This is a genomic window from Nocardia sp. NPDC052254 (assembly GCF_040679495.1).
Taxonomy (GTDB): domain Bacteria; phylum Actinomycetota; class Actinomycetes; order Mycobacteriales; family Mycobacteriaceae; genus Nocardia.
The window spans coordinates 177268-198586 of the sequence record NZ_JBFAUW010000008.1; the positions used below are offsets into that span (position 1 = coordinate 177268).

The following is a 21319-nucleotide window of genomic DNA, read 5'->3' on the forward strand; positions in this document are numbered from 1 at the left end:
CCACGGTGCAATTGATCCCCGAAACCGGACTGGCGGCCATCCCGGGGGGATGGCTGCTGCTGGAACTGCCCACCGCGCTGCTGGTGGCGGTGTTCGTCGGCACCGGCTGGCTGGGGTACGCCGGGGCCGACCGGCCGGTGCCCGACCCGCCGCTGACGGCGGTCATCGCCCCCGGCGGCCCGGATCCGCTGTCGGTGACCTTCTCCGAACACTGAGTACGGCGCCTCACCGGCGCGCGAATTCCGTTGGTGGACACCGGTGCCCGCCACTCAGGTGGATGGTTCGAGTGCCTCGTCGAAGGTGATCCCGCCCTCGACCGTATGCGGGGTCCGGCGGCGGTTGGGTGAACCCAGCGCCGTGGTCAGATCCGAACCGTCGTGTTCGGCCAGCAGTTCCGAGGAATCCCAGACCAGCAGGGTGGCGCTGACGGTGTTCTCGGCCGCCGAGTGGGCGAGATCGTAGTGCGCGCAAGCGGGTACGTGCTCGTAGGTGATCCACAGGTCGTATCCGGTCATGAACAGATCCAGATCGAAATCGACCGACAGGCCGAGCAATTCGCTGCGTCCGTTGTCGTCCACACCGGCGAAGGCCTCGTCCAGGGCGAGCAGGCGCGGCGCCTGCGGATCCGCGGAATCCAGCATCACGTGCGCCGCGGCGAACAACGGCAGATGCAGCGAGACCGACTGCTCACCGCCCGACAACGCGCTGTGGCGGGCGACAGTGAGACGGTCCTCGGATCCATCGGCGGTGACCAGTGTGAACGAGAAGACCCGCCAGGTTCGGTAGTCCAGGGTGGTGGCCAGAATCTCCGGATACGACCGTTCCGGATGCGCGGCTCGGGCCGCCCGGATCTCGGCGGCGAAATGCGCCCGCACCGTGGCCAATTCGTCGGGGGTCAGATCCGCGGCGGCTCGGTCGAGCAGTTTGCACACCGCGCGCGCCGACTCCGCAAGATTGTCGGCCAGCACCCAGTGCACACCGATGGTGTTGCCCGACGACATCCGGCGCTGCTTCATCTCGCTGCCCATCCGGGCGATGAGATCGCGAGCGTCGCAGGTGCGCTCGTGGATCTGCTGCGCCAGGCCGGTGAGCAGCGCATCCTCGAGGATCCGGCGTTCGGCGTCGGTGAGCAGCAATTCCTGATCGGCGCGGGCGGCCGCGATCCGATCGGCGAAATCGGCCAGGGCCGCCACACCGTCGTCGTCGTGCACCTGCACCACGGTCAGCCCGTCGGCGGCATCCCACTGCAGTCGGTAGTCCTGGCGGGCGGTGGCCAGGGCCGCGTCGAACTCCTGCAGCGCGGAGGTGACGGCACTGCGAGTGGATTTGCGGGCGGCCTCACCGGCGCGCACGGATGCGGTGGCGGCACCGAGGTTGTCGAACAGGGTGCGCACCTCGACCGGCAGCACCGCGGTCTCGGTCTCCGGGCCACCGGATTCGATGCGGTAGAGCAGCTGGTCGGCGGTCGACCAGGCGGCCGGCGAACTCGGCCACCGGCTGTCGGTGGGCGCGCCGAGCAGGGCCAGCAGATCGGCGCGAGCATAGGGCGCGAGCTGGCGGACGTCGGTGAGCAGTTCGGTGAGCGCGGTGCCCAGCGCCTCGTGCGCGGCGCGGTAGGCGCCTTCGGCGGATCCGACCGCCTCGATCGCCTCGGCGGCGGCCTTGCGGGCACCGCGCTGCTCGGCGCGGGCGGCATCGATCCGTTCGCGCGCCTGCTCCAGATCACGGTCGATATCGGCGGCGTCGGCACCGAGCGCTTCGCGCAGGGTGTCGAGTTTGCGTAGTTGCTCCTCGTAACCCGCCCGCGCGGACTCGGCCTCCTCGGCGAAAGCCTCGGCCAGATCGCGGGATTCGGCGAGCCGATCGCCGGCTTCCCGGCTGCGTTCGGTTTCGCGCTGGGAATCCCCGCGCAGTCGCAGCAGGGCGGTGCCGGTGTTCTCGAAATGCCGGACCGCGGCGGCGAGCGCGTCCAATTCCGCGGGATCGCGCGGAGCGTTGCGGGCCGCGGCCACGCTGCGGACCTTCTTGTCGGCGGCGGTGAACGCGCCGACCGCCTGATCCAGATCCTGCTCGGCGTGTACGGCGGCCTCGGTGTGCGACCGCAGAACCCCCGCGGCCTCCGACACCGCGCGCAGTGCGGCGGTCACCGCACCGGCCCGCGGCAGTTCCTTTCCGGCGGCGGCGAGTTGCGACAGCTGGGCCGCGGCGTCCTCGGCGTCGGCGGTGGCGCTCCGTTGTTCCTGTTCGGCCGCGGCGATGTCGTCGGTCAGTTCGGCCAGCCGCCGTTCGCGGCGGCGTGCCCGTGCGGTGCTGCCGATGAACTCGGCCTGGGTCTTGTGGTGGTGCCCGAGCTGTACGCCCTGCCGGAAGGCACCGTCTCCGGCCACCGCCACCGGTTCGACGGACTCGTCGTCGATGTCGTCGTCTCGCACGGCGATCGAGGCGAGAATATCGCCGATCCGGGAGCGCGACACCGCGGCGATCGGTGCGGGCGCCGTGGTGTCACCGACACCTTCCTCGATGACGAGGACGTCGGCGAGGGTCGGACCGCTCGGCCGTGCCGAGCCCGGCAGCGGAATCAGGACTGTGCCCGGATCATCATGTGGTGTGGCGTCGTCGGCGCTGACCCAGGCATCCAGCACGCCGGCCGCGTGCAGGGCCGCCTCGATCCCGGCCGCACGTTCGGCCCCGACGTCGTCGGCGAATCGGACCAGCCGCCACAGTGGCGCTCCGGCACGCTCGTCGCGCGAACTCGTACGGCCGGGCGCGGGCGGTGGCGCGTCGTCCTGTTCGGCGGCGATCACCCGATGCTCGGATCGCAACGTGGCCGTCCGCTCCTCGGCCCCGGCGGCCGCCGCGCGTGCCTGCCGTCGCCGCTCCCGCAATTCCTCGGTGAGCGGTTCGGCATGCTCGGCGAGAACCTGCGACAGACCGGTGGCGTCGTCGGCCCCGGCCTGTGCGAGCGCGGCGTCGAGCGCCTCGAACAGGCCGGCGACAGGGGAGTAGAGCTCGCGTCGGCTCTCCCACCAGCCCCGCAGTGCCGCAGCGGTATTCGAACGGGCCAGCGCCACCCCGGCCTCTGCCTCGGCCAGCGCGGCCGTGGCGGTGTCACGGTGACGTCCGGCGCGCTCGACCGCGCGCTCGGCCCGGGTACGTTCGGCCGCGGCGGCGTCGGCGACCGTCATGGCCTGCCGGACCGCGCGTACATCCGCGTCGCGTTCCTCGGCATGGCTGCGCACGGTGGTCGTGAGTTGTTCGGTGCGGGCCTGTTCGGGCAGTGCGGCCCAGCCGATTCCGGCCTCCTCGGCGGCGGCGCGCAACTCGTCTTCACCATGGGTCAGGGCCGCGGCGGCAGTGGAGACCGCGGCCGCGGCGCGCTCGAACTCCTCGGCGCGCTGATCGGCGGCCTGCTGGGCCTTGGTCGACTTGTCACTGTGGACCGCCGCGGAGGTCTCGAGGCGCCGCACCGCGTCGGCCAGATCGTCGAGTTGCTGTTTGCCCTCGTAGGCGCTGGAACGCTGCAGTGTCTCGCGGTCGGTGAGAGCCTGCTCGTAGGCGCGGTCGGCCTCCTCGGCGCGGTGTTCGGCGGCGGTGCGTTCGGTGTCGCGCCGCAGTCGCAATGCCGCGGCGGCGAACAGCGCGGTGCTGCCGTGGGTCACCGTGTCCAGGCGCGAGCGCACCTGCTCCACATCCGATTTCGCCTGCACCGACAGATATTTGCGATACACGTCGACGAACGCGCGCGTGGCGGAGTCGGCGGCGACCAGCCCTTCCAGCGTCCGGCCCACCTCCTCCATATCGCTGAACGAGCGGGCCGCGTCGAGGATCAGCTGATCGTCGAGCGGGCGCAGGCCGTCGGTCAGCGCCTGGGACAACCCGCGCGGATCGAGATTCTTCGCCAGCTGCGGACGTCGCAGCGTGAGGATCAGATTGATGAGCTGGTCGTAGCGCTGCACACCGAGACCGAACATGCGCGCGTCGATGGCCGCGCGATAGTCGACCGGCCGATCCACGATCGCGTCGGTGCCGATCTGATCGGCGAGCTGTTTGCGGGTGAAGGGGCGGTCGTCGGGACCGATCAGCGAGAAGTCCACGCCCAGCCGGCCGTCGGCGACGAAGTACCACCGCGTCACCTTGTCGGAGCTGCGGGTGGCACGCATGCCGATGCCGACGGTCACCACCTCGGGATCGGACCGGCGCCCGCGCGCGAACTCCATCCACACGTACGAATACGCCGAATCCTGTTTGCGGTAGAGCAGATTCGACTTCATCGTGCGTTCCTCGCCGGCGAACGGATTGAGCCGGCGCGGCTCGATCCGGCCGTCGAAGACGAACGGGAACAGCACCTCGAGAGCCTTGGTCTTACCCGAGCCGTTCGGCCCGCGCAGCACCAGCCGCCCGTCGGCGAAACAGAATTCCTGATCGCGGTAGTCCCAGAGGTTGACGATGCCCGCGCGGGTGGGAATGAAGCGGACACCGCCGTGAAGGAGGTCCATGGTCAGTCCGTCGCCTCTCCTGAGTTGTTCGGGCTCGTGGTCACCGGATCGGCCGTGGCGTGCGCGCCCAGCGAACGTGCGGAGGCGAACAGCTCGCTCTCCGCCCGGGTGCGCACGGTGACCACCGCGCCCCGATAGCGGGCCAGCGCCGGCAGTGCCAGCAGGCCACCGTCGACCACCTCCACCAGAGACAGACGCCTCAGCAGCGAGATCACCTCCGCGGTGAGTCCCGGGACATCGGCCTGCCACTGCGCGGCGAAGGTCGAACCGTATCGCTCGGTCAGGGCGCGCACGGTGACGCCGATCCAGTCGTCGTCGACGAAGGGATGGGTGACCGGTTCGGGGACGTCCTCGTTCGCGATGCTCTCGTCGTCGCCGGGCTCCGGCGCGGCCAGCGGTGCGAAGACGGTGGCGGCGGGGATGGCGGCATCGAGCCCGTCGGCGAACCGCTCGGCATCGGCCGGGCGCTCCCGCCGCGGCAGCGGATGGTCGGTATCGAGCACCAGATCGGCGATCTCGCCGATCAGCAGCAGCGCCACCTGGGCCAGCGTGCCGGTGCTGGGGAAGCGCAGATCCGAGAACCGTCCGGAGGTGTCGATCAACGCGACGCCCTCGCCGCGGCGCTCGGCCCGTAGCCCGGTCAGCAGTTCCACCTCGGCCACCAGTTTCTCGCCGCCGAGGGCGGATCGTTCTGCGGCACCGAGGGTTTCGGCGTACACCACCGGTAGCTCCACCAGTGCCCGCCGGACCCGCCGGGCGGCCGCGGTGCGCCCCTGCGCCGACGCCGGTTCGGCGTCGTCGGCCAGCAGCGAGCGCACGCTGTGCAGATGCTGCAGCGCCCGCGGCGGCCGGAAGATCGCGAACACCACCGAGCGGTCGATGTCGTAGAGCGCCTCACCGGCGTCGGGGTCGCTGGCCCAGCCGCCGGCGTCCCCGTCGGCGAGGGCCAGGGCGCCCCGGGCGGCCAGCCACGCCACGGCGTCGACGAACGCGTCCCGGTCGGCGGCCCGTTCGGTCGAGAGCTCGAGCCCGTCCACCCGCCCGGCGTAGGCGGCCACCTGGTCGGCCAGCTCCGACAGCGTGATCTGGTCACCGGCGCGCCCGAGCGCGGCCAGCGCCAGCGACAGATACGCATACCGGCGCCGGTCGAAGACCCGGTCACCGGGCGTGCGGGCGGGCCGCCCGCCGTCGAGCCGGTCGGGTACCGGGAACAGCCGGGCGGTGGTCTCGGTGACCTCGAGCCGATAGCCGAGCAGATCGGCGAGATCCTCCCGTAGTTCGGTGGCCCAGCGCCGGATCAACGGTAGCGCGATGCGATCCGGGTAGGTGCGGGTCACCAGATGATTGGCCAGCAGTACGCGGGCGGCGCGCTGATAACTGTCCAATGCCAGCGGGTCGATGGTTCGCGCGTGCATCACGACCGCCCGGAACCGGTACGGGTGCGCGAGGTCTCGCGCACCTCGAGCCGGCGGTGATCGAGGTGCAGCAGACCCCCCGCGGTGCGGACCACCGTCGAGGTGGGATGCTCGGAAACGGTCAGTGTGACACCGCTGTCCGAGCCGCTGGTTCCCACCCGCCCACTGACGGGCACCCAGGCCGTGGAGGCGGCGTCGAGCAGGCGCAGCAGCACCTCGGTCTCGCGTTCGTCGAGCACCCGGTCGTGGATGTCGGTGGCGGCCAGCGACATCGCGGCGGCCGCGCGGGCGCGCTGGACCTCGAGCTGAGCGTCGCGCAGTCGTCGTACTCCGGCGTCGTTGCGCACCAGCCGGGCGGGCGCGCCGGGAGTGGGCTGGCGGCCGGTTTCGGCCAGGGTCCGCGCGATCTCCAACGGCGCTGCCTCCCACCAGGATCGGTGCGGCGGAATGATGTCGGCATCGGGATGTTCCATCGACAGATGGCGCGGCCGGCCCAGCCCGAACACCACGTCGAACAGCGCGTGCGCGCTGTCGGTGGTGGGTGCGGCCGCGAACCAGCCGGCCAGATGGCGCAGCGCCGACTCCCGGCTCACCCCGCCCTTGCGGGTCTCGGTGACCCGCCGCAACAACGACAGCACGGCCGCGATGGCGCTCATGGTCGCCTCCCGCAACCGCTCGGCCTCGGTCGCCGCGGCACTGTCGGTGTCGGCCACCGCGCGCTCGCGGACCGCGACGAACCACCCCCGCAGCCCCTGCCAGCGCGCTCGCCAATCCGCCTCGCGGTCCGCGAGGTCCAGCAGCACCCGCTCGTCGCAGGCGGCGGCGCGCGCGATCAGCAGATCGGCTCCGGTGTCGTCGACCTCGGCGATGGCGGCGGCCAGCCGCGGCGCGTACCGGGCCAGGTCCATACTGAATTCGCGCATGTGCGCCAGCAGCGCATCCTTGTGCGCGAGAAAGGTTTCCGGGGTGGCCTCGGTGGTGCGGACCAGATCGCCGAGGGTCAGATAGAAATGCGCCGCGTGATCGGCGAGTTCGGACAGCGCGGCATCGAGGCGTTTGAGCACGCGGTACACCCGTTCGGCATCACCGGCGCGGTTGGCCTGGGCGAGGGCCCCGAGATCGGCGAGCAGTTCCGGCAGTACCAGCCGCGACAGCGACGCCTCGTCCAGGCGCGCGCCCACGACCTCGTTCACCGCCCGGAACGCCTGATATCCCGCCTGCGAGAACTGATAGACGTAATGGCGGTTGCGATATTCCGCGAGAGTGGCCGCGCGGGTGCCGTCGTAGCTGCGTTCCAGCACGCCCCAGAGGTGCAGCTGTTCGAGCAGCGGGCCGATCTCGGTCGCGGTCGGATGCGGTGCGTCGGGCATGCGGGCCAGAGTGTCGGCCACCTCACCGGCGTGTAGCAGCACCACATAGGCCGCGCGCGCCTGATCGAATGCCCGCAGCACCCACAGATAGTCGTGGCGTTTGTCGGCGGTCGCGAAGGAGAACAACCGCAACCGATCCGCGCCCTCGATCTCGGGCCCGCGATGCTCGGGACGGACGCCGTCGAACAGCTCGGGTTCGTCGGGTAGCAATCGGTCAGCGGACTCGGTCACCGGCACGAGCGTAATACCTGCCCGCGCGCCGCCGCGGCGCACCCGGGCCTCGGCGTGCCGTCAGTCCGCGGCGGCGACCGCCGCACGCTCGACCGTCAGCAAGCTCTCCTCGTGATGCTCGGCGTGATAGGCCGCCGCACCACCGTTGATGCCGAACAATCGCTTCGACCACAGCAGCCAGATCACCGCGGCGACATTGATCACCAGAGCGCCCGCTCGCACCACGGTGATCCGCTCGGTGAGTTCGTAGATCTCCAGCGGCAGGAACAACGCCGTCGCGATGACGGCGAAATACTCACCCCAGCGCTGGACGTACCAGAGCCCGACGGCCTCGACGAATTCGATTGCCGCGTAGGCCAGCAAACCGACCGCGATCCAGGTGAGCACCGTGGGAGACAGCGTCCAGCCCTTCTCGATGAACTCCGCGATCTTGGAATTATCCGGATTCCAGCCGATCTGGTCGGCGAGCGGCCGGATCAGGGGCAACTCCCGGTCGAAGGCGGCGTGCAGCTGCTGCTGTGAATTGCGTACCTTGAACACTCCGGCGGCGAGCAGGACGAACACGATGCCACGCAGCACCCGCTCGGCGGCCAGCAGCCGCATGATCAGCCGATCCCGCAGCAGTCGCCCGCGCGGCACTTCCGGAGCGTCGTCGGCGGGCCCGTGTCCGCGCGGGGTGCCGATCACGAAGGTGCCACAGCGCAGGCACCGCCAGGCCTCCCCGGCGAGAGTTGAAACATGCAGGCGCGCAGCGAGTTCCGGCTCGTCGGGGGCGTAGGTGGCATGACCGTGCCACGAGCAGCTGCGCAGGCTGAAGTCCATTCCCGGCAGCGTACAGCCGGGAGCAGCCGGCCGCCGCGCTCAGCCGACCGACAGCACCCGCAACTGCTCGAGGTAGGTCCGGGTGCGTGGATCGGAGGGATAGCGTTCGATCATCTCCCGTGCGGCTTCCCCGGCGATCCACAGCAGTGAGGGCAGTGAGCGGCGTTTACCGGCGAAGGCTCGCATCCCCTCGTCGACGGCCAGTTCGAGATCGCGATCGCGCACCGCCACCACCGCCAGGGTCAGCTGTGCCTCCGAGACCCGCATCGGCTTGCGTACCGTGCCGTCGAGTCCGATGGAGCTGCGGATCACCTGGCGGGCATAGGTTTCGGCGGGGCGATTGTCACCGGCCACCCGGCAGCAATCCATGGCGTAGAAATCGAACTTCTGCGGATCGACGACGAAGTGATTGTCCAAATTGGCTGGATTGTCCAGGCGCTGCAGGATATCCCGGCCGCGTTCGAGGGCTCGTTCCATGGCCTCCCGGTCGCCGATACGAGCCCATGCCTTGGCCTGCTGGGCGGCGAGTTGCACGCCGACGCCGAGACTGCGGCAGTCGGCCAGTGCGGCCTCGGCGACATCGATCGCGCCCCGGTAATTGCCCTGGGTGATGGCGAACCAGGCCGCCATTTCCGCTCCCCAGCCGATGATTTCGGGATGTTCGGCCTCCTGGCCCAGCGACAGCGCCGCGCGGCGGGTCGCCTCCGCGGCGGTCCGCCGGCCCAGGTCGTAGTCCACACAGCCGACCAGCAGTGCGACCCATCCGGCCAGGACCAGTACCTCGCGGTGCTGGGCCAGGGTCAGGCGGCCGTCGAGCAGTGCGGTGATGCGCCGCAACCATGCGGTGCCCTCGGTGTGCAGTTCGTGCGGATCGGCGAACGGATACTCGCAGCACAGCCGCTCGGCGGTGATGCGAACGGCATCCAGTGTGGCCGTGGAGATGTCGGACATCCGCAACCGGCCGATGAACTCGAGCGTGTCCATCCCCGTAGACGACAACAATTCGTCGTCACGATTCGGTCGCGCCTTCGGGAAGAAGGCCGCCGTGACCGTGTCGAACGCCGCGGCGATGATCGGCGCGTAGAAATCGTCCGGGCGCGACTCGCCTGATTCCCACCGGCGCCAATTGCGCAGCAGAGTACTGTCTGTCGGCAGGTTGTGGGATGACTTGGCGCGCATGGCGCGGACTGCATCCGCTTGGGACCACCCCCTCGCATCGCGTTCGGAGCGCATCCTGACAGCCCAGACGGGTCGATCGTCATTCACGGCCACGGCGGTAGTATCCCACCAGTTAACGCCGGATGGACCCGATAGGGCATGCAGATGTCCGTCATTGACATCTGCAATTGCATTTGTCGATGACGGATGCTCGAATCGGGCGGTTCTCCCGTCCACCGCAGGACCGGATTACGCAGAGCAGTAACTCGTTACAGCAGTGAACTCGTTACAGCAGTGCCCCGTGTCGGCGGGGATCCACAAGAGAACAGCGAGTCCCTTACACATCCAAACGGAGGTTCGGGTGGAAGCGTTGATCTATGGATACGTGCGTGACGACTTGGCCGACGGCCATGCCGCCGAACTGGAGGATGCGATGTGCAGCCTCGCCAGCGAGGTGGGCCTCTGTTTCGCCGTGACGTTCCATGAATCGACCATGGGTGACGGCGCCGCATTCGCGGAGCTGACGGCCGAGCTCAAGCGGGCCGAAGCACACCATGTGGTGGTGCCGTCTCTCGATCATCTTGCCGGCCAGACGATTCCGCGTGACGTTCTGATCGCGAAGCTGGCGCACGATGCGGAAGCCCAGGTACTGACCATCGACAGCTGACCTCCCGCGGGTGGCCGGAAGTCGTCCGCCGGATTCCGGCCCCGCCGGCCGTGTGCGCGGCCCGCCGCCGGCTACCGGCCGAATCCGCCCTTCCCGCCGCCGCGGCGGCGCAGATACTTCTCGAACTCCGCGGCGATCGCATCACCGTCGATCTTGGACATCGCGTCATCGAGGTCGACCGCGGCATCACCGCGTTCCTCCAGTGAGCGAACGTATTCGGTGACTTCCTCGTCGCCTTCGGTCATCTCGTCGACCGCGGACTCCCAGTCCTCGGCCTGCGCGGGCAGTTCGCCCAGCGGCACCTCGAGGTCGAGCACATCCTCCACCCGGCGCAGCAGTGCGATGGTCGCCTTGGGGTTCGGCGGCTGGGAGACGTAGTGCGGCACCGCCGCCCAGAACGAGATCGCGGGCACACCCGCCCGCACACAGGCATCCTGCAGCACACCGGTGATTCCGGTCGGGCCCTCGTAGCGGGTCTGTTCCAGATTGAACTGCTCGGCCGCATCCTTGTTGTAGGCGGTGCCGGTGACCGGGACGGGGCGGGTGTGCGGGGTGTCGGCGAGCAGGGCGCCGAGAATGACGACCGTCGAAACCTGCAACTGCTCGATCAATTCGATGATGTCGGTGCAGAAGGCCCGCCAGCGCATATTCGGCTCCACGCCGTGCAGCAGGACGACATCGCGCTCACTGCCCGGGGGTGAGCAGACCGACAGCGTGGTCGAGGGCCATTGGATCTCGCGGGTGACGCCGTCGACCTGCCGCACGGTGGGCCGGTTGACCTGATAGTCGTAGTAATCCTCGGAATCCAGTTCGGCCAGCGGTTCGGCGTCCCAGATCAGTTCCAGATGTTCGACGGCTCCGCTGGCGGCGTCGGCAGCGTCGTTCCAGCCTTCGAAGGCGGCGACGAGCACCGGGTCACGCAACGTCGGCATGGCCGGATCGGATGAGGCACTGGGGTTCACTCGGTCAGCCTACGGCGTGGGCCGAATGTTGTTCGAGGCAATTGGGCCGACTGCGCGTGTCGACCGGCCTGACCACGCCGACCTCGCCCCGCGGCGCCCGCTGTCCGTTCCGAAGTTCGGCCCGATCCTCCACTCTACCGGCAGTCGAGGACGATGTTACGGGCGGGTAGGGTTCACCGAGGCGACGCGGTCCACCGACCGATCCTCGAGCGAGCGTGTCCGATCCTGCAGCCCGGGCTGTCGGTCGCTGCAATTAGTCTTGAGTGCATGTCTGTGTCCTCCCGCGCCGAGTTCGATACCACGTTGCTCGACACGCTCGCCCAGCGTGTCGTAATCGGCGACGGTGCGATGGGCACCATGTTGCAGGATGTGGACCTCACTCTCGACGACTTCCGCGGCCTGGAGGGCTGCAACGAGATCCTCAACGAGACCAGGCCCGACGTCCTGCGCGGTATCCACCGCGCGTACTACGAGGCCGGGGCCGACGCGGTCGAGACCAACACCTTCGGCTGCAACCTGCCCAATCTCGCCGACTACGACATCGCCGACCGGATCCGCGATCTGTCCGAACGCGGCACCCGGCTCGCGCGCGAGGTCGCCGATGAGATGGGCCCCTCCGCACACGGCACTCCCCGCTACGTTCTGGGGTCCATGGGTCCGGGTACCAAACTGCCGACCCTCGGGCACGCACCTTATGTATCCCTGCGCGACGCCTACGCCGAGGCCGCGCTGGGCATGCTCGACGGCGGCGCCGACGCCATCCTGATCGAGACCTGCCAGGATCTGCTGCAGGTCAAGGCCGCGGTCACCGGCAGCCGCCGGGCGATGGAGCGCGCCGGGCGCCGGATCCCGATCATCACCCACGTCACGGTCGAGACCACCGGCACCATGCTGGTCGGCAGCGAGATCGGCGCGGCCCTGACGGCGATCGAGCCGCTCGGAGTCGACATGATCGGACTCAATTGCGCCACCGGCCCGGATGAGATGAGTGAACATCTGCGCCATCTGTCCAGGCACGCCCGGGTGCCGGTCTCGGTGATGCCGAATGCGGGTCTGCCGGTGCTCGGCGCCAACGGTGCCGAATATCCGCTCACTCCGGGCGAATTGGCCTCCGCGCTGCACGGTTTCGTCACCGAATTCGGGCTGGCGCTGGTGGGCGGCTGCTGCGGTACCAGCCCCCAGCACATTCGCGAGGTCGCCGACGCGGTGGCGGATGTGGCTCCGGTGGTACGCGATCCGGATCACGAGCCGAGTGTGTCGTCGATGTACACCGCGGTCCCGTTCGAACAGGACGCCTCGGTGCTGATGATCGGCGAGCGCACCAATGCCAACGGCTCCAAGGCATTCCGCGAGGCCATGCTGGCCGGCGACTGGCAGAGATGCCTCGACATCGCCAAGGACCAGACCCGCGACGGCGCGCACATGCTGGATCTGTGCGTCGACTATGTGGGCCGTGACGGCAGCGTGGACATGGCGGAGGTGGCCGGGCGGCTGGCCACGGCCTCGACGCTGCCGATCATGCTCGACTCCACCGAACCGCCGGTACTGCAGGCCGGTCTGGAACGTCTGGGCGGTCGCTGTGCGGTCAACTCGGTCAACTACGAGGACGGCGCGGGTCCGGATTCGCGATTCCAGCAGATCATGCGGCTGGTGTCCGAGCACGGTGCCGCGGTGGTCGCACTGACCATCGACGAGGACGGTCAGGCCCGCACGGCGGCGCACAAGGTCGAGATCGCCGAGCGGCTGATCGCCGACATCACCACCAACTGGGGGATGTCGGAGAGCGACATCATCGTCGACTGCCTGACCTTCACGCTCGGTACCGGGCAGGAGGAGTCGCGGCGCGACGGTATCGAGACCATCGAGGGCATCCGCGAACTCAAGCGCCGTCATCCGCGGGTGCAGACCACGCTGGGCCTGTCGAACATCTCCTTCGGCCTGAATCCGGCTGCGCGTCAGGTCCTGAACTCGGTGTTCATGCACGAATGTGTCGAGGCCGGACTGGATTCGGCGATCGTGCACGCCTCCAAGATCCTGCCGATCAGCCGGATTCCGGAGGATCAGCGCGAGACGGCGCTGGATCTGATCTACGACCGCCGCCGCGAGGGCTATGACCCGCTGCAGACGCTGATGGCGATGTTCGAGGGGGTGTCTGCGGCCTCGGCGAAGGCCTCGCGCGCCGACGAACTCGCCGCGCTGCCGCTGTTCGAACGCCTGGAACGGCGCATCGTCGACGGCGACCGCAACGGCCTCGAGCCCGATCTGGACGCCGCCATGCAGGAGGTGCCGCCCCTGCGGATCATCAACGAGACGCTGTTGTCGGGGATGAAGACCGTCGGCGAGCTGTTCGGCTCCGGCCAGATGCAGCTGCCGTTCGTGCTGCAGTCCGCCGAGGTCATGAAAACCGCGGTGGCGCATCTGGAACCGCACATGGAGGCCACCGACGACTCCGGCAAGGGCCGGATCGTGCTGGCCACGGTCAAGGGCGACGTGCACGACATCGGCAAGAACCTGGTCGACATCATTCTGTCCAACAACGGTTACGAGGTCGTCAATCTCGGTATCAAACAACCGATTTCGGCGATTCTGGATGCCGCCGCCGACAAGCGGGCCGATGTCATCGGTATGTCGGGACTCCTGGTCAAGTCGACGGTGGTGATGAAGGAGAACCTCGAGGAGATGAACACCCGCGGGGTCGCCGGCCAGTTCCCGGTGCTGCTGGGCGGTGCCGCGCTGACCCGCGCCTACGTCGAGAACGATCTCACCGACGTCTACTCCGGTGATGTGCACTACGCCCGCGACGCATTCGAGGGCCTGCGCCTGATGGACGACATCATGACCCGCAAACGCGGCGGACCGGGTGATCCCGACGGTCCGGAGGCGATCGCCGAACGGGCCAAGGCCGCCGAGCGCAAGGCCCGGCACGAGCGTTCACAGCGCATCGCCGCGGAGCGCCGGGCCAACGAGGTTCCCGTCGAGGTGCCCGAACGCTCGGATGTCGCGGCGGATCTGGCCGTGCCGGTGCCGCCGTTCTGGGGCACCCGGGTCATCAAGGGCCTCGCGTTGGCCGAGTATTCGGGCCTGCTCGACGAGCGTGCGCTGTTCCTGGGACAGTGGGGCCTGCGCGGCCAGCGTGGCGGGGACGGACCCAGCTACGAGGAGCTGGTGGAATCCGACGGCCGCCCGCGGCTGCGGTACTGGCTGGACCGCCTGTCCACCGAAGGGGTGTTACAGCACGCCGCGGTGGTCTACGGGTACTTCCCCGCGGTGTCGGAGGGCGATGATGTGATCGTGCTCACCGAGCCTGATCCCGCTGCGCCGCAACGGTATCGGTTCACCTTTCCGCGTCAGCAGCGCGACCGCTTCCTGTGCATCGCGGATTTCGTGCGGTCGCGAGAGCTCGCGACCGAGCGGGGCCAGGTGGATGTCCTGCCGTTCCAGCTGGTCACGATGGGTCAGCCGATCGCCGATTTCGCGAACGAGCTGTTCGCCGCGAACAACTACCGCGACTATCTCGAGGTGCACGGTATCGGCGTGCAGCTCACCGAGGCGCTGGCCGAGTACTGGCACCGCCGGATCCGGGAAGAGCTTGTGCTGGAAGGGCATTCGGTCGCCGACGAGGATCCGTCCGAGGTGACCGACTACTTCAAACTCGGGTATCGTGGCGCTCGCTACTCCTTCGGCTACGGCGCCTGCCCGGACCTCGAGGACCGGGCCAAACTGGTGTCGCTGCTGGAGGCGGACCGCGTCGGCGTGTCGCTGTCGGATGAGTTGCAGCTGCATCCGGAACAGTCGACCGACGCCTTCGTGCTCCTGCATCCGGAAGCAAAATACTTCAACGCGTAGGATTTTGGCGTTTCCGGGCTTTCACGCAGAGTGGCTGAGCGGCCCGACATGAGCGGGCAGGCCCGGAGGCGGTAGCGGAGCGTCACCACGCAGGGCCCCGGCTCATGGCGCAAGGACACCGCGTGTGAGTGCAGGAGGGGTACAACGGCATGAGTTCAGATCGGCTGATCTCCGGACGGTACCGACTGGCCGATCCCATCGGCAGCGGAGCCATGGGTGTGGTGTGGCGTGCCAGCGATGTGCGGCTGCGCCGCACCGTGGCGGTCAAACAGTTGTTGCTGGCGCCCGGCCTGACCAAGGCGCAGGCGCTCGAGGCGAAGATGCGCGCCATGCGCGAGGGCCGCATCGCGGCCCGGTTGCATCATCAGAACGCCGTCACCGTCTTCGACGTCGCCGAGGAGGACGGCCAGCCGTGGCTGGTGATGGAGTACGTCGACGCGCCGAGCATGGCCGCGCTCATGCGCGACAAGGGCCCACTCGAGCCACCCGAGGTCGCCCGGATCGGAGCGAAGGTGGCCGCGGCGCTGGCGGCCGCGCACGACGCGGGCATCGTGCACCGCGATGTCAAACCCGCCAATATCCTGGTCGCCGACAACGGCACGGTGAAGATCACCGACTTCGGCATCTCCCGCGCCGTCGGCGACGTCACGGTCACCTCCACCGGATTCCTGGCCGGAACACCGGCGTACCTGTCGCCGGAGATCGCCCGCGGTGAGGATCCGGAACCGGCTTCCGATGTCTTCGCCCTCGGATCGACCCTGTACGCGGCGGTCGAGGGCGCACCACCGTTCGGTGAGGGGGACAACCCCCTGGCCGTGCTGCATTCGGTGGTCAGCGCGAAGGTGCCCGCACCGGGGCGTGCGGGTGATCTCGGACCGGTTCTGATGAGTCTGCTGGCCGCCGACAGTGCCGAACGACCGACCATGCAGGAGGCGCAGCGGGCGCTCGAGGCCGTCGCGGAGGGCCGGTCGCACGGCCTGAGTCCGGCCGCCACGAAGGTGTTGCCGCATCCGGGCGCCGACGCGGGCGCGACCACGGTCCTGTCCACTCCCGGGCCGCCTGCGGCGAGTCCGGCGCCGACAGCGAAAACGGCCGCACCGCAGGCGAAGCCGGGCCTGACCCGGGACCGGCGGGTGTGGCTGGCGGCAGCCGCCGCGATAGCGGTGGTGGCGATCATCGTGGGCCTGGTGGCCACGTCGGGATCCGACGAGCCGTCCCGGCCCGCGGCCGAGGGGCTCACCACCTCGGAAGCGGGTGCGCCCGGACAGTCTCCGGCCACGGCGTTCGCCCCACCGGGAGCCGATACGCCCGGCGGATCCTCGGCCGACGGCACCGGCGGCACCGCGTCGCTGGGTAATTCGGCGCCCGGCGCCCAGAGTTCGGCGGGCGCGCCGCCGTCGGGCACCGCCGCGGTTCCGGCTCCCGGTGCCACCCCGCGGCCGGGTACTCCGGCGCCGAGCACCTCGGCGGGACCGTCCCGGCCCGCCGACATCGCGGGCTTCATCTCCGGGTACTACGGCATGCTGCCCGGGAACACCGGCGGCGCGTGGGCTCAGCTGGCACCGTCGTATCAATCGCAGACCGGCGGTTTCGCGCAGTACTCGAACTTCTGGTCGACGATCACCGCGGTCCGGGTCGGCGGTGTGCAGCAGAGCGGTCCGGGACGGGCCACCGCGACCCTCACCTATACCCTGAGGGACGGATCGGTCACCTCCGAGAGCCGCTGGTTCACGGTGGACACGGCCGCCGGCCGGATGCTCATCACCGGTTCGGGGACCTGAGGCGGTATCGGAAGGAGAGCTCCGGGTGAGTGTGGTCGCGGTGCTGTGGGACATGGACGGCACGCTGCTGGATTCGGAGAAACTCTGGGACGTCGGCGTCCGCGAACTCGCCGTGGAGCTGGGCGGCCTGATGACCGACGGCCTGCGGCACGCCCTGATCGGCGCCGACGGGCCCAATGCCCTGCGCATCCTGTTCGACGGTCTGGGCCTCGAGCGTGATCCGGATGCCATGACCGCGGCGGGTCGATGGCTCGAGCGCCGGGTCACCGAGCTGATGTCGGGGCCCATCCCATGGCGTCCCGGTGCCGAGGACGCGCTCGCGGCCCTGCGTACCGCCGGTCTGCCGAACGCGCTGGTCACCAATACCAAGCGGTCGATCACCGAATTGTGCCTGCGCACCCTGGGGCTCGACACCTTCGACGTGTCGGTGTGTGGCGACGAGGTCGACCGGGGCAAGCCGGCGCCGGATCCGTATCTGCGTGCGGCCCGGCTGCTCGGTGTCGATCCCGGCGACTGTGTGGCCGTGGAGGATTCGCCCACCGGTTCGGCAGCCGCACTGGCCGCGGGGTGCCAGGTGCTGGTGGTGCCCTGCGAAATCGAGGTCCCGCACCGTCCGGGCCTGAACTTCCGTGAGTCGCTCGTGGGTCTCACCCTCGACGATCTGCACCGCGTCCACGCCGCCGCCCGCTGACCGCGGCGCGTGCGGCACGGCCGGTCCCGGTCGTGGCCCCGACACCGCGACCGTGCGTATCGCCGTGTGACCGGTGCGGACACCGTCCTCGTGCCCGCGAGGAGTGCATATGGTCTCGTCTCGGGCTACCGTTGTGCTGGTGAATATCGCTGGCGCACTTGGTTACTCGAGAGTTTGTGATCTTTCCCAACGATATGCGCGAATCCTGGGTGCGACCGCCTGCGGCGGGTGACAATGATCTTCATGGTGGCGGCAGGGGGTTGTGGCAACGTGGATGAATCCGGTCGGGTGAACAGCGAAGATCGTGGGGGAGAGGGCTCTTCGGGGCACGCGGCGGAGCTGGCCGCCATCGTCGACACACAGCGGTATCCGCTCGACGAACCCGGGGGCGAGCGCTGGCAGCGGGTGGTGGCGCGAGCCCGGGCCGAACTCGCGGCCGACGGATGTACCGTCCTGCGCGGTTTCGTGCGCCCGGACCGCTGGGCGACGCTGCGTGACCAGGGTGCCGAACTGGCTCCGCACGCGTACTACACGGTGGAGAAGGTCAACGCCTACAACATTCCGCTCGACAGTGATCTGCCACCGGATCATCCAGCGACGATCGTGCTGGAACGCGGAAACGCCTTCGTCGCACGGGATCTCATTCCCGAAACCGCATTGATCCAGGTGCTGTACACGAGTGAGTCGTTCCAGCGGCTGGTCGCCGAGTGTTTCGGCCTGCCGCAGCTGTACGAGTACACCGATCCGCTGGCGGGTCTGTGCCTCAACGTCGTCGCGCCCGGCATGTCGCATCCGTGGCATTTCGACACGAACGAGTTCACCGTGTCGATGCTGACACAGGCGCCGGACGCGGGCGGCGAATTCGAGTACTGCCCGCGTATCCGCACGCCGGAGTCGGAGAATCTCTCCGATGTGCGGGCAGTGCTCACCGGATCCGGTGACGATCTGATCGGGCGGCTCATCCTGCGCCCCGGTGATCTGCAGTTGTTCCAAGGCCGATTCTCACTGCACCGGGTCTCGCCCGTCGAGGGCACCGAGCAGCGGCACAGCGCGATCTTCGCCTACAGCGATCGGCCCGGCATCGTCGGCGCGGTCGAGCGCACCCGGCAGTTGTTCGGACGGGTCCTGCCGGACCATCTGGCCGCGGCGGGCAATGCCGTCCGCGGTGACCGACTGCTGGACTGATTCACCCGTTCGACACTGGAGGACTGCCCGTGACGGTTTCGATGCACAGCACCGGTAAAGCGTCGTTCGACGACATCTACGACCGACCCGACCCGAGCGCATACTGCCGGCGGATGGCCGAACTGGATTACCGCATACCGGAGTTGGCGAGGCCGGCGTTCGCCGAACTCATCGACGAGTACGAGGCGACAACGGGCATCGTGCCGACCGTGCTGGATCTGGGCTGTTCCTATGGTGTGAACGCCGCGGTGCTGCGATTCGGAACCACCGTCGCGGAATTGGCCGACCACTACGGCGGTGCCGATACCGCGACCTGCATCGCCCGCGACCGGGCTCGGCTGGCCGCCGACGACCGGTTACCGCGGGTGCGCCTGATCGGCATGGACGCCTCGGCGCCGGCGCTGGACTACGCCGCGGCCACCGGTCTGCTGCACGAAACCGTCCATGCCGACCTGGAATCGCGCGATCCCACCGAATCTCAGCGCAGGGTGCTCGGTGCCGCCGATCTGGTGATCTCCACCGGTTGCGTCGGTTACGTCACCGGCAGCACGCTGACGCGGGTGGCCCGCGCACACGGCACGCGGTTACCGTGGATGGCACACTTCGTGCTGCGGATGTACGCGTTCGAGCCGATCGCGCGCGAACTCGCCGCACTGGGTTACCGGACCGAGCGCCGCCCCGGGACCTTCCGGCAGCGTCGCTTCGCCTCCGCCGCCGAACAGCAACAGGTGGTGAACACCTTGTCCGCCAACGGAATCGATACCACCGGATACGAATCCGACGGCTGGCTGCACGCCCATCTCTACATCTCCAGGCCGGTAGTAGACGATTCCGCACCATCCGAACCCGCATCGACCCCCGAGGACCGCCCGTGACCGACCGTACCTTCGCCTTCGACGATCAGCTGCCGCGCGTACCGCTGCCCACGCTCGACGACAGCTGCGCGCGTTTCCTGGAATGGTCGCGACCGCTGCTGTCGGAGGACGAATACGCGGCCACCGAGCGCACGGTGGCCGATCTGCTGCGCGCCGACGGGCCCGGCCGGATCCTGCACGCCGATCTGGAACGGTTCGACCGGACACCGGGTGTGGGCAGCTGGCTCGACGAGTTCTGGCCCTCCCGGTATCTGGGCCGGCGCGACCGGATCGCGGTCAACGCCAACTTCTTCTTCCTGTTCCGCGACGACACCCCGCTGGCGCGCTCGACCTCGGATCAGCAGGCCGAGCGTGCGGCCGGGCTGATCACCGCCGCCGTGAACTACAAGCTGCTGCTCGACCGGGAGGAGATCGCGCCGGTCGTCCAGCGCGGTGCGCACTTCTCGATGGCGCAGAACAAGTTCCTGTTCTCCGAGACCCGAATTCCGGGCGATCCGCAGGACAGCGTCCGGGTGCCCTACAGCGACACCTGGCCGGGCCCGTCGCAGGCCCGGCACATCGTGGTCTTCCACCATGGTGCGATGTTCCGCATGGAGGTCATCGGCGCGGCCGGTGTGGCGCACGCCCCGGAGGATCTCGCCGACGGTCTGCGCGCGGTCCTCAAAGCGGCGCCGGAGCAGGTTCCGGTGGCCCGCTCGGCCGGGCATCTGACCACCCTGGCGCGGGCCGAATGGGCCGGCGTGCGTGGGCAGTTGGCCGCCGACCCGGACAATGCGGCGGCCCTGGAAACGATCGAGACCGCGCTGTTCTGTGTCTGCCTCGACGATGTGACGCCCGCCGACGAGCTCACCGCCTGCGATCAGCTGCTGCACGGTGACAGTGGCAACCGCTGGTTCGACAAGGCGGTCTCGCTGATCGTCTTCGCCGACGGCAGCGCCGGCATCAACGTCGAGCACTGTGGCCTCGACGGCACCACCATCCTGTCGTTCGTCGACGCCCTGCTGCAGACCCCGGTGGCCGATCACGCGGCGAGTTCGGGGGCGACGCCGCAGGGGCTGCCCTCGGTGGAGCCCATCGAATTCCGCCTCGACGAGCCGATGCGGGCCCGGATCTCCGCGGCGGCCGCGGACTTCGCGCAGTTCGTGGCCGACAACGCCACCACCACGGTGTCGTTCGAGAACTTCGGGACCGGGCGTGCCAAACAACTCGGCATCTCCCCGGACGCGTTCGCGCAGTTGAGTTATCAGCTCGCCCATCAGCGTAGCAAGGGCAAGCTGGGCGCGACCTACGAATCCATCGCCACCCGGCAGTACCGCAACGGGCGCACCGAGGCGATGCGGGTGGTCACCCCGCAGCTGCTGGAATTCGTTGCCGCCATGGACGACTCGTCCGCCGGTCCGGCGGCCCGGGTGGCCGCGGCTCGCGCGGCCGCGACCGCGCATGTGGACCGCGCCAAGCAGTGCCAGCGCGGTGAGGCGCCCGAACAACATCTGTGGGAGCTGCAGTGGATCCAGCGCCGGCGTGGCGCCGAACTGGATGCCACCGAGCCGATGCCGTTCTACGACAGCCCCGGCTGGGTGATCACCCGTGACGACTATCTGAGCACCAGTTCGGCGCCGTCGGTGAACGTCGAATACTTCGGTTTCGGTTGCACCAGTCCCACCTGTATCGGGGTGGCCTATGTGCTGCTGCCCGATCGGTGGAACCTCTATCTCGCCACCCCGAAGGCGGTGGCGGGCCAGATGGAGCGCTTCGCCGGCGAACTGCGCCGGGCGGTGGCCGAACTCGAGGAGTTGCTCGCGTCCGAGGCGTGATCCGGT

14 protein-coding genes are annotated in these 21319 nt (G+C 69.1%); 8 read left to right on the forward strand and 6 right to left on the reverse strand.

The features are described from left to right. Positions 1-5 precede the first annotated feature (5 nt). Complete coding sequence (locus tag AB0L57_RS21215; protein ID WP_364964697.1) at positions 6-215, forward strand: hypothetical protein; 210 nt, start codon at positions 6-8, stop codon at positions 213-215. Positions 216-269: 54 nt separating this feature from the next. Here AB0L57_RS21215 and AB0L57_RS21220 read toward each other — a convergent pair whose 3' ends face one another. The 5 genes from AB0L57_RS21220 to AB0L57_RS21240 all read right to left on the reverse strand — a co-directional run bounded on the left by AB0L57_RS21220 (position 270) and on the right by AB0L57_RS21240 (position 9513). Next, positions 270-4496 (reverse strand): TIGR02680 family protein, encoded by a 4227-nt coding sequence (locus AB0L57_RS21220; protein WP_364964700.1) that lies wholly within the window; start codon positions 4494-4496, stop codon positions 270-272. A gap of 2 nt (positions 4497-4498) precedes the next feature. Then, positions 4499-5911, reverse strand: coding sequence for a DUF2398 family protein (locus AB0L57_RS21225; RefSeq protein WP_364964703.1), 1413 nt, complete (start codon positions 5909-5911; stop codon positions 4499-4501). Further along, positions 5911-7470 (reverse strand): TIGR02677 family protein, encoded by a 1560-nt coding sequence (locus AB0L57_RS21230; protein WP_364965069.1) that lies wholly within the window; start codon positions 7468-7470, stop codon positions 5911-5913. Before AB0L57_RS21230 ends, AB0L57_RS21225 begins: the two co-directional genes overlap by 1 nt. Before the next feature lie 102 nt (positions 7471-7572). Beyond that, positions 7573-8334, reverse strand: coding sequence for a DUF2127 domain-containing protein (locus tag AB0L57_RS21235; RefSeq protein WP_364964705.1), 762 nt, complete (start codon positions 8332-8334; stop codon positions 7573-7575). 39 nt (positions 8335-8373) lie between these two features. Then, entirely contained in the window at positions 8374-9513 is a 1140-nt protein-coding gene (locus AB0L57_RS21240; protein WP_364964708.1) for an XRE family transcriptional regulator, read from the reverse strand. Between the two features lie 340 nt (positions 9514-9853). On the opposite strand from AB0L57_RS21240, the gene AB0L57_RS21245 reads away from it, so the two are divergent. Beyond that, positions 9854-10159, forward strand: coding sequence for a hypothetical protein (locus AB0L57_RS21245; RefSeq protein ID WP_364964711.1), 306 nt, complete (start codon positions 9854-9856; stop codon positions 10157-10159). 71 nt (positions 10160-10230) lie between these two features. Here the strand turns inward: AB0L57_RS21245 and AB0L57_RS21250 are convergent, their stop codons facing one another. Further along, positions 10231-11091, reverse strand: coding sequence for a PAC2 family protein (locus tag AB0L57_RS21250; RefSeq protein WP_364965071.1), 861 nt, complete (start codon positions 11089-11091; stop codon positions 10231-10233). Between the two features lie 297 nt (positions 11092-11388). On the opposite strand from AB0L57_RS21250, the gene metH reads away from it, so the two are divergent. The 6 genes from metH (at position 11389) to AB0L57_RS21280 (ending at position 21313) form a co-directional block, all read left to right on the forward strand. Beyond that, the gene (gene metH / locus AB0L57_RS21255; protein WP_364964714.1) at positions 11389-14967 is read left to right on the forward strand and encodes a methionine synthase; all 3579 of its coding nucleotides are present in this window, start codon (positions 11389-11391) and stop codon (positions 14965-14967) included. A gap of 149 nt (positions 14968-15116) precedes the next feature. Beyond that, on the forward strand, positions 15117-16748 hold the full coding sequence (locus AB0L57_RS21260) for a protein kinase (protein WP_364964717.1): 1632 nt from the start codon (positions 15117-15119) through the stop codon (positions 16746-16748). A 25-nt stretch (positions 16749-16773) separates the two neighbouring features. After that, positions 16774-17439, forward strand: coding sequence for an HAD family phosphatase (locus AB0L57_RS21265; RefSeq protein ID WP_364964719.1), 666 nt, complete (start codon positions 16774-16776; stop codon positions 17437-17439). A gap of 288 nt (positions 17440-17727) precedes the next feature. Then, positions 17728-18624 carry an arpA protein gene (locus AB0L57_RS21270; protein WP_364964721.1) on the forward strand — a complete coding sequence of 299 codons (897 nt, stop codon included), beginning with the start codon at positions 17728-17730 and terminating at the stop codon, positions 18622-18624. A 29-nt stretch (positions 18625-18653) separates the two neighbouring features. Beyond that, positions 18654-19499 (forward strand): class I SAM-dependent methyltransferase, encoded by an 846-nt coding sequence (locus tag AB0L57_RS21275; RefSeq protein WP_364964724.1) that lies wholly within the window; start codon positions 18654-18656, stop codon positions 19497-19499. Further along, complete coding sequence (locus tag AB0L57_RS21280) at positions 19496-21313, forward strand: choline/carnitine O-acyltransferase (RefSeq protein ID WP_364964726.1); 1818 nt, start codon at positions 19496-19498, stop codon at positions 21311-21313. Before AB0L57_RS21275 ends, AB0L57_RS21280 begins: the two co-directional genes overlap by 4 nt. Positions 21314-21319: the final 6 nt, after the last annotated feature.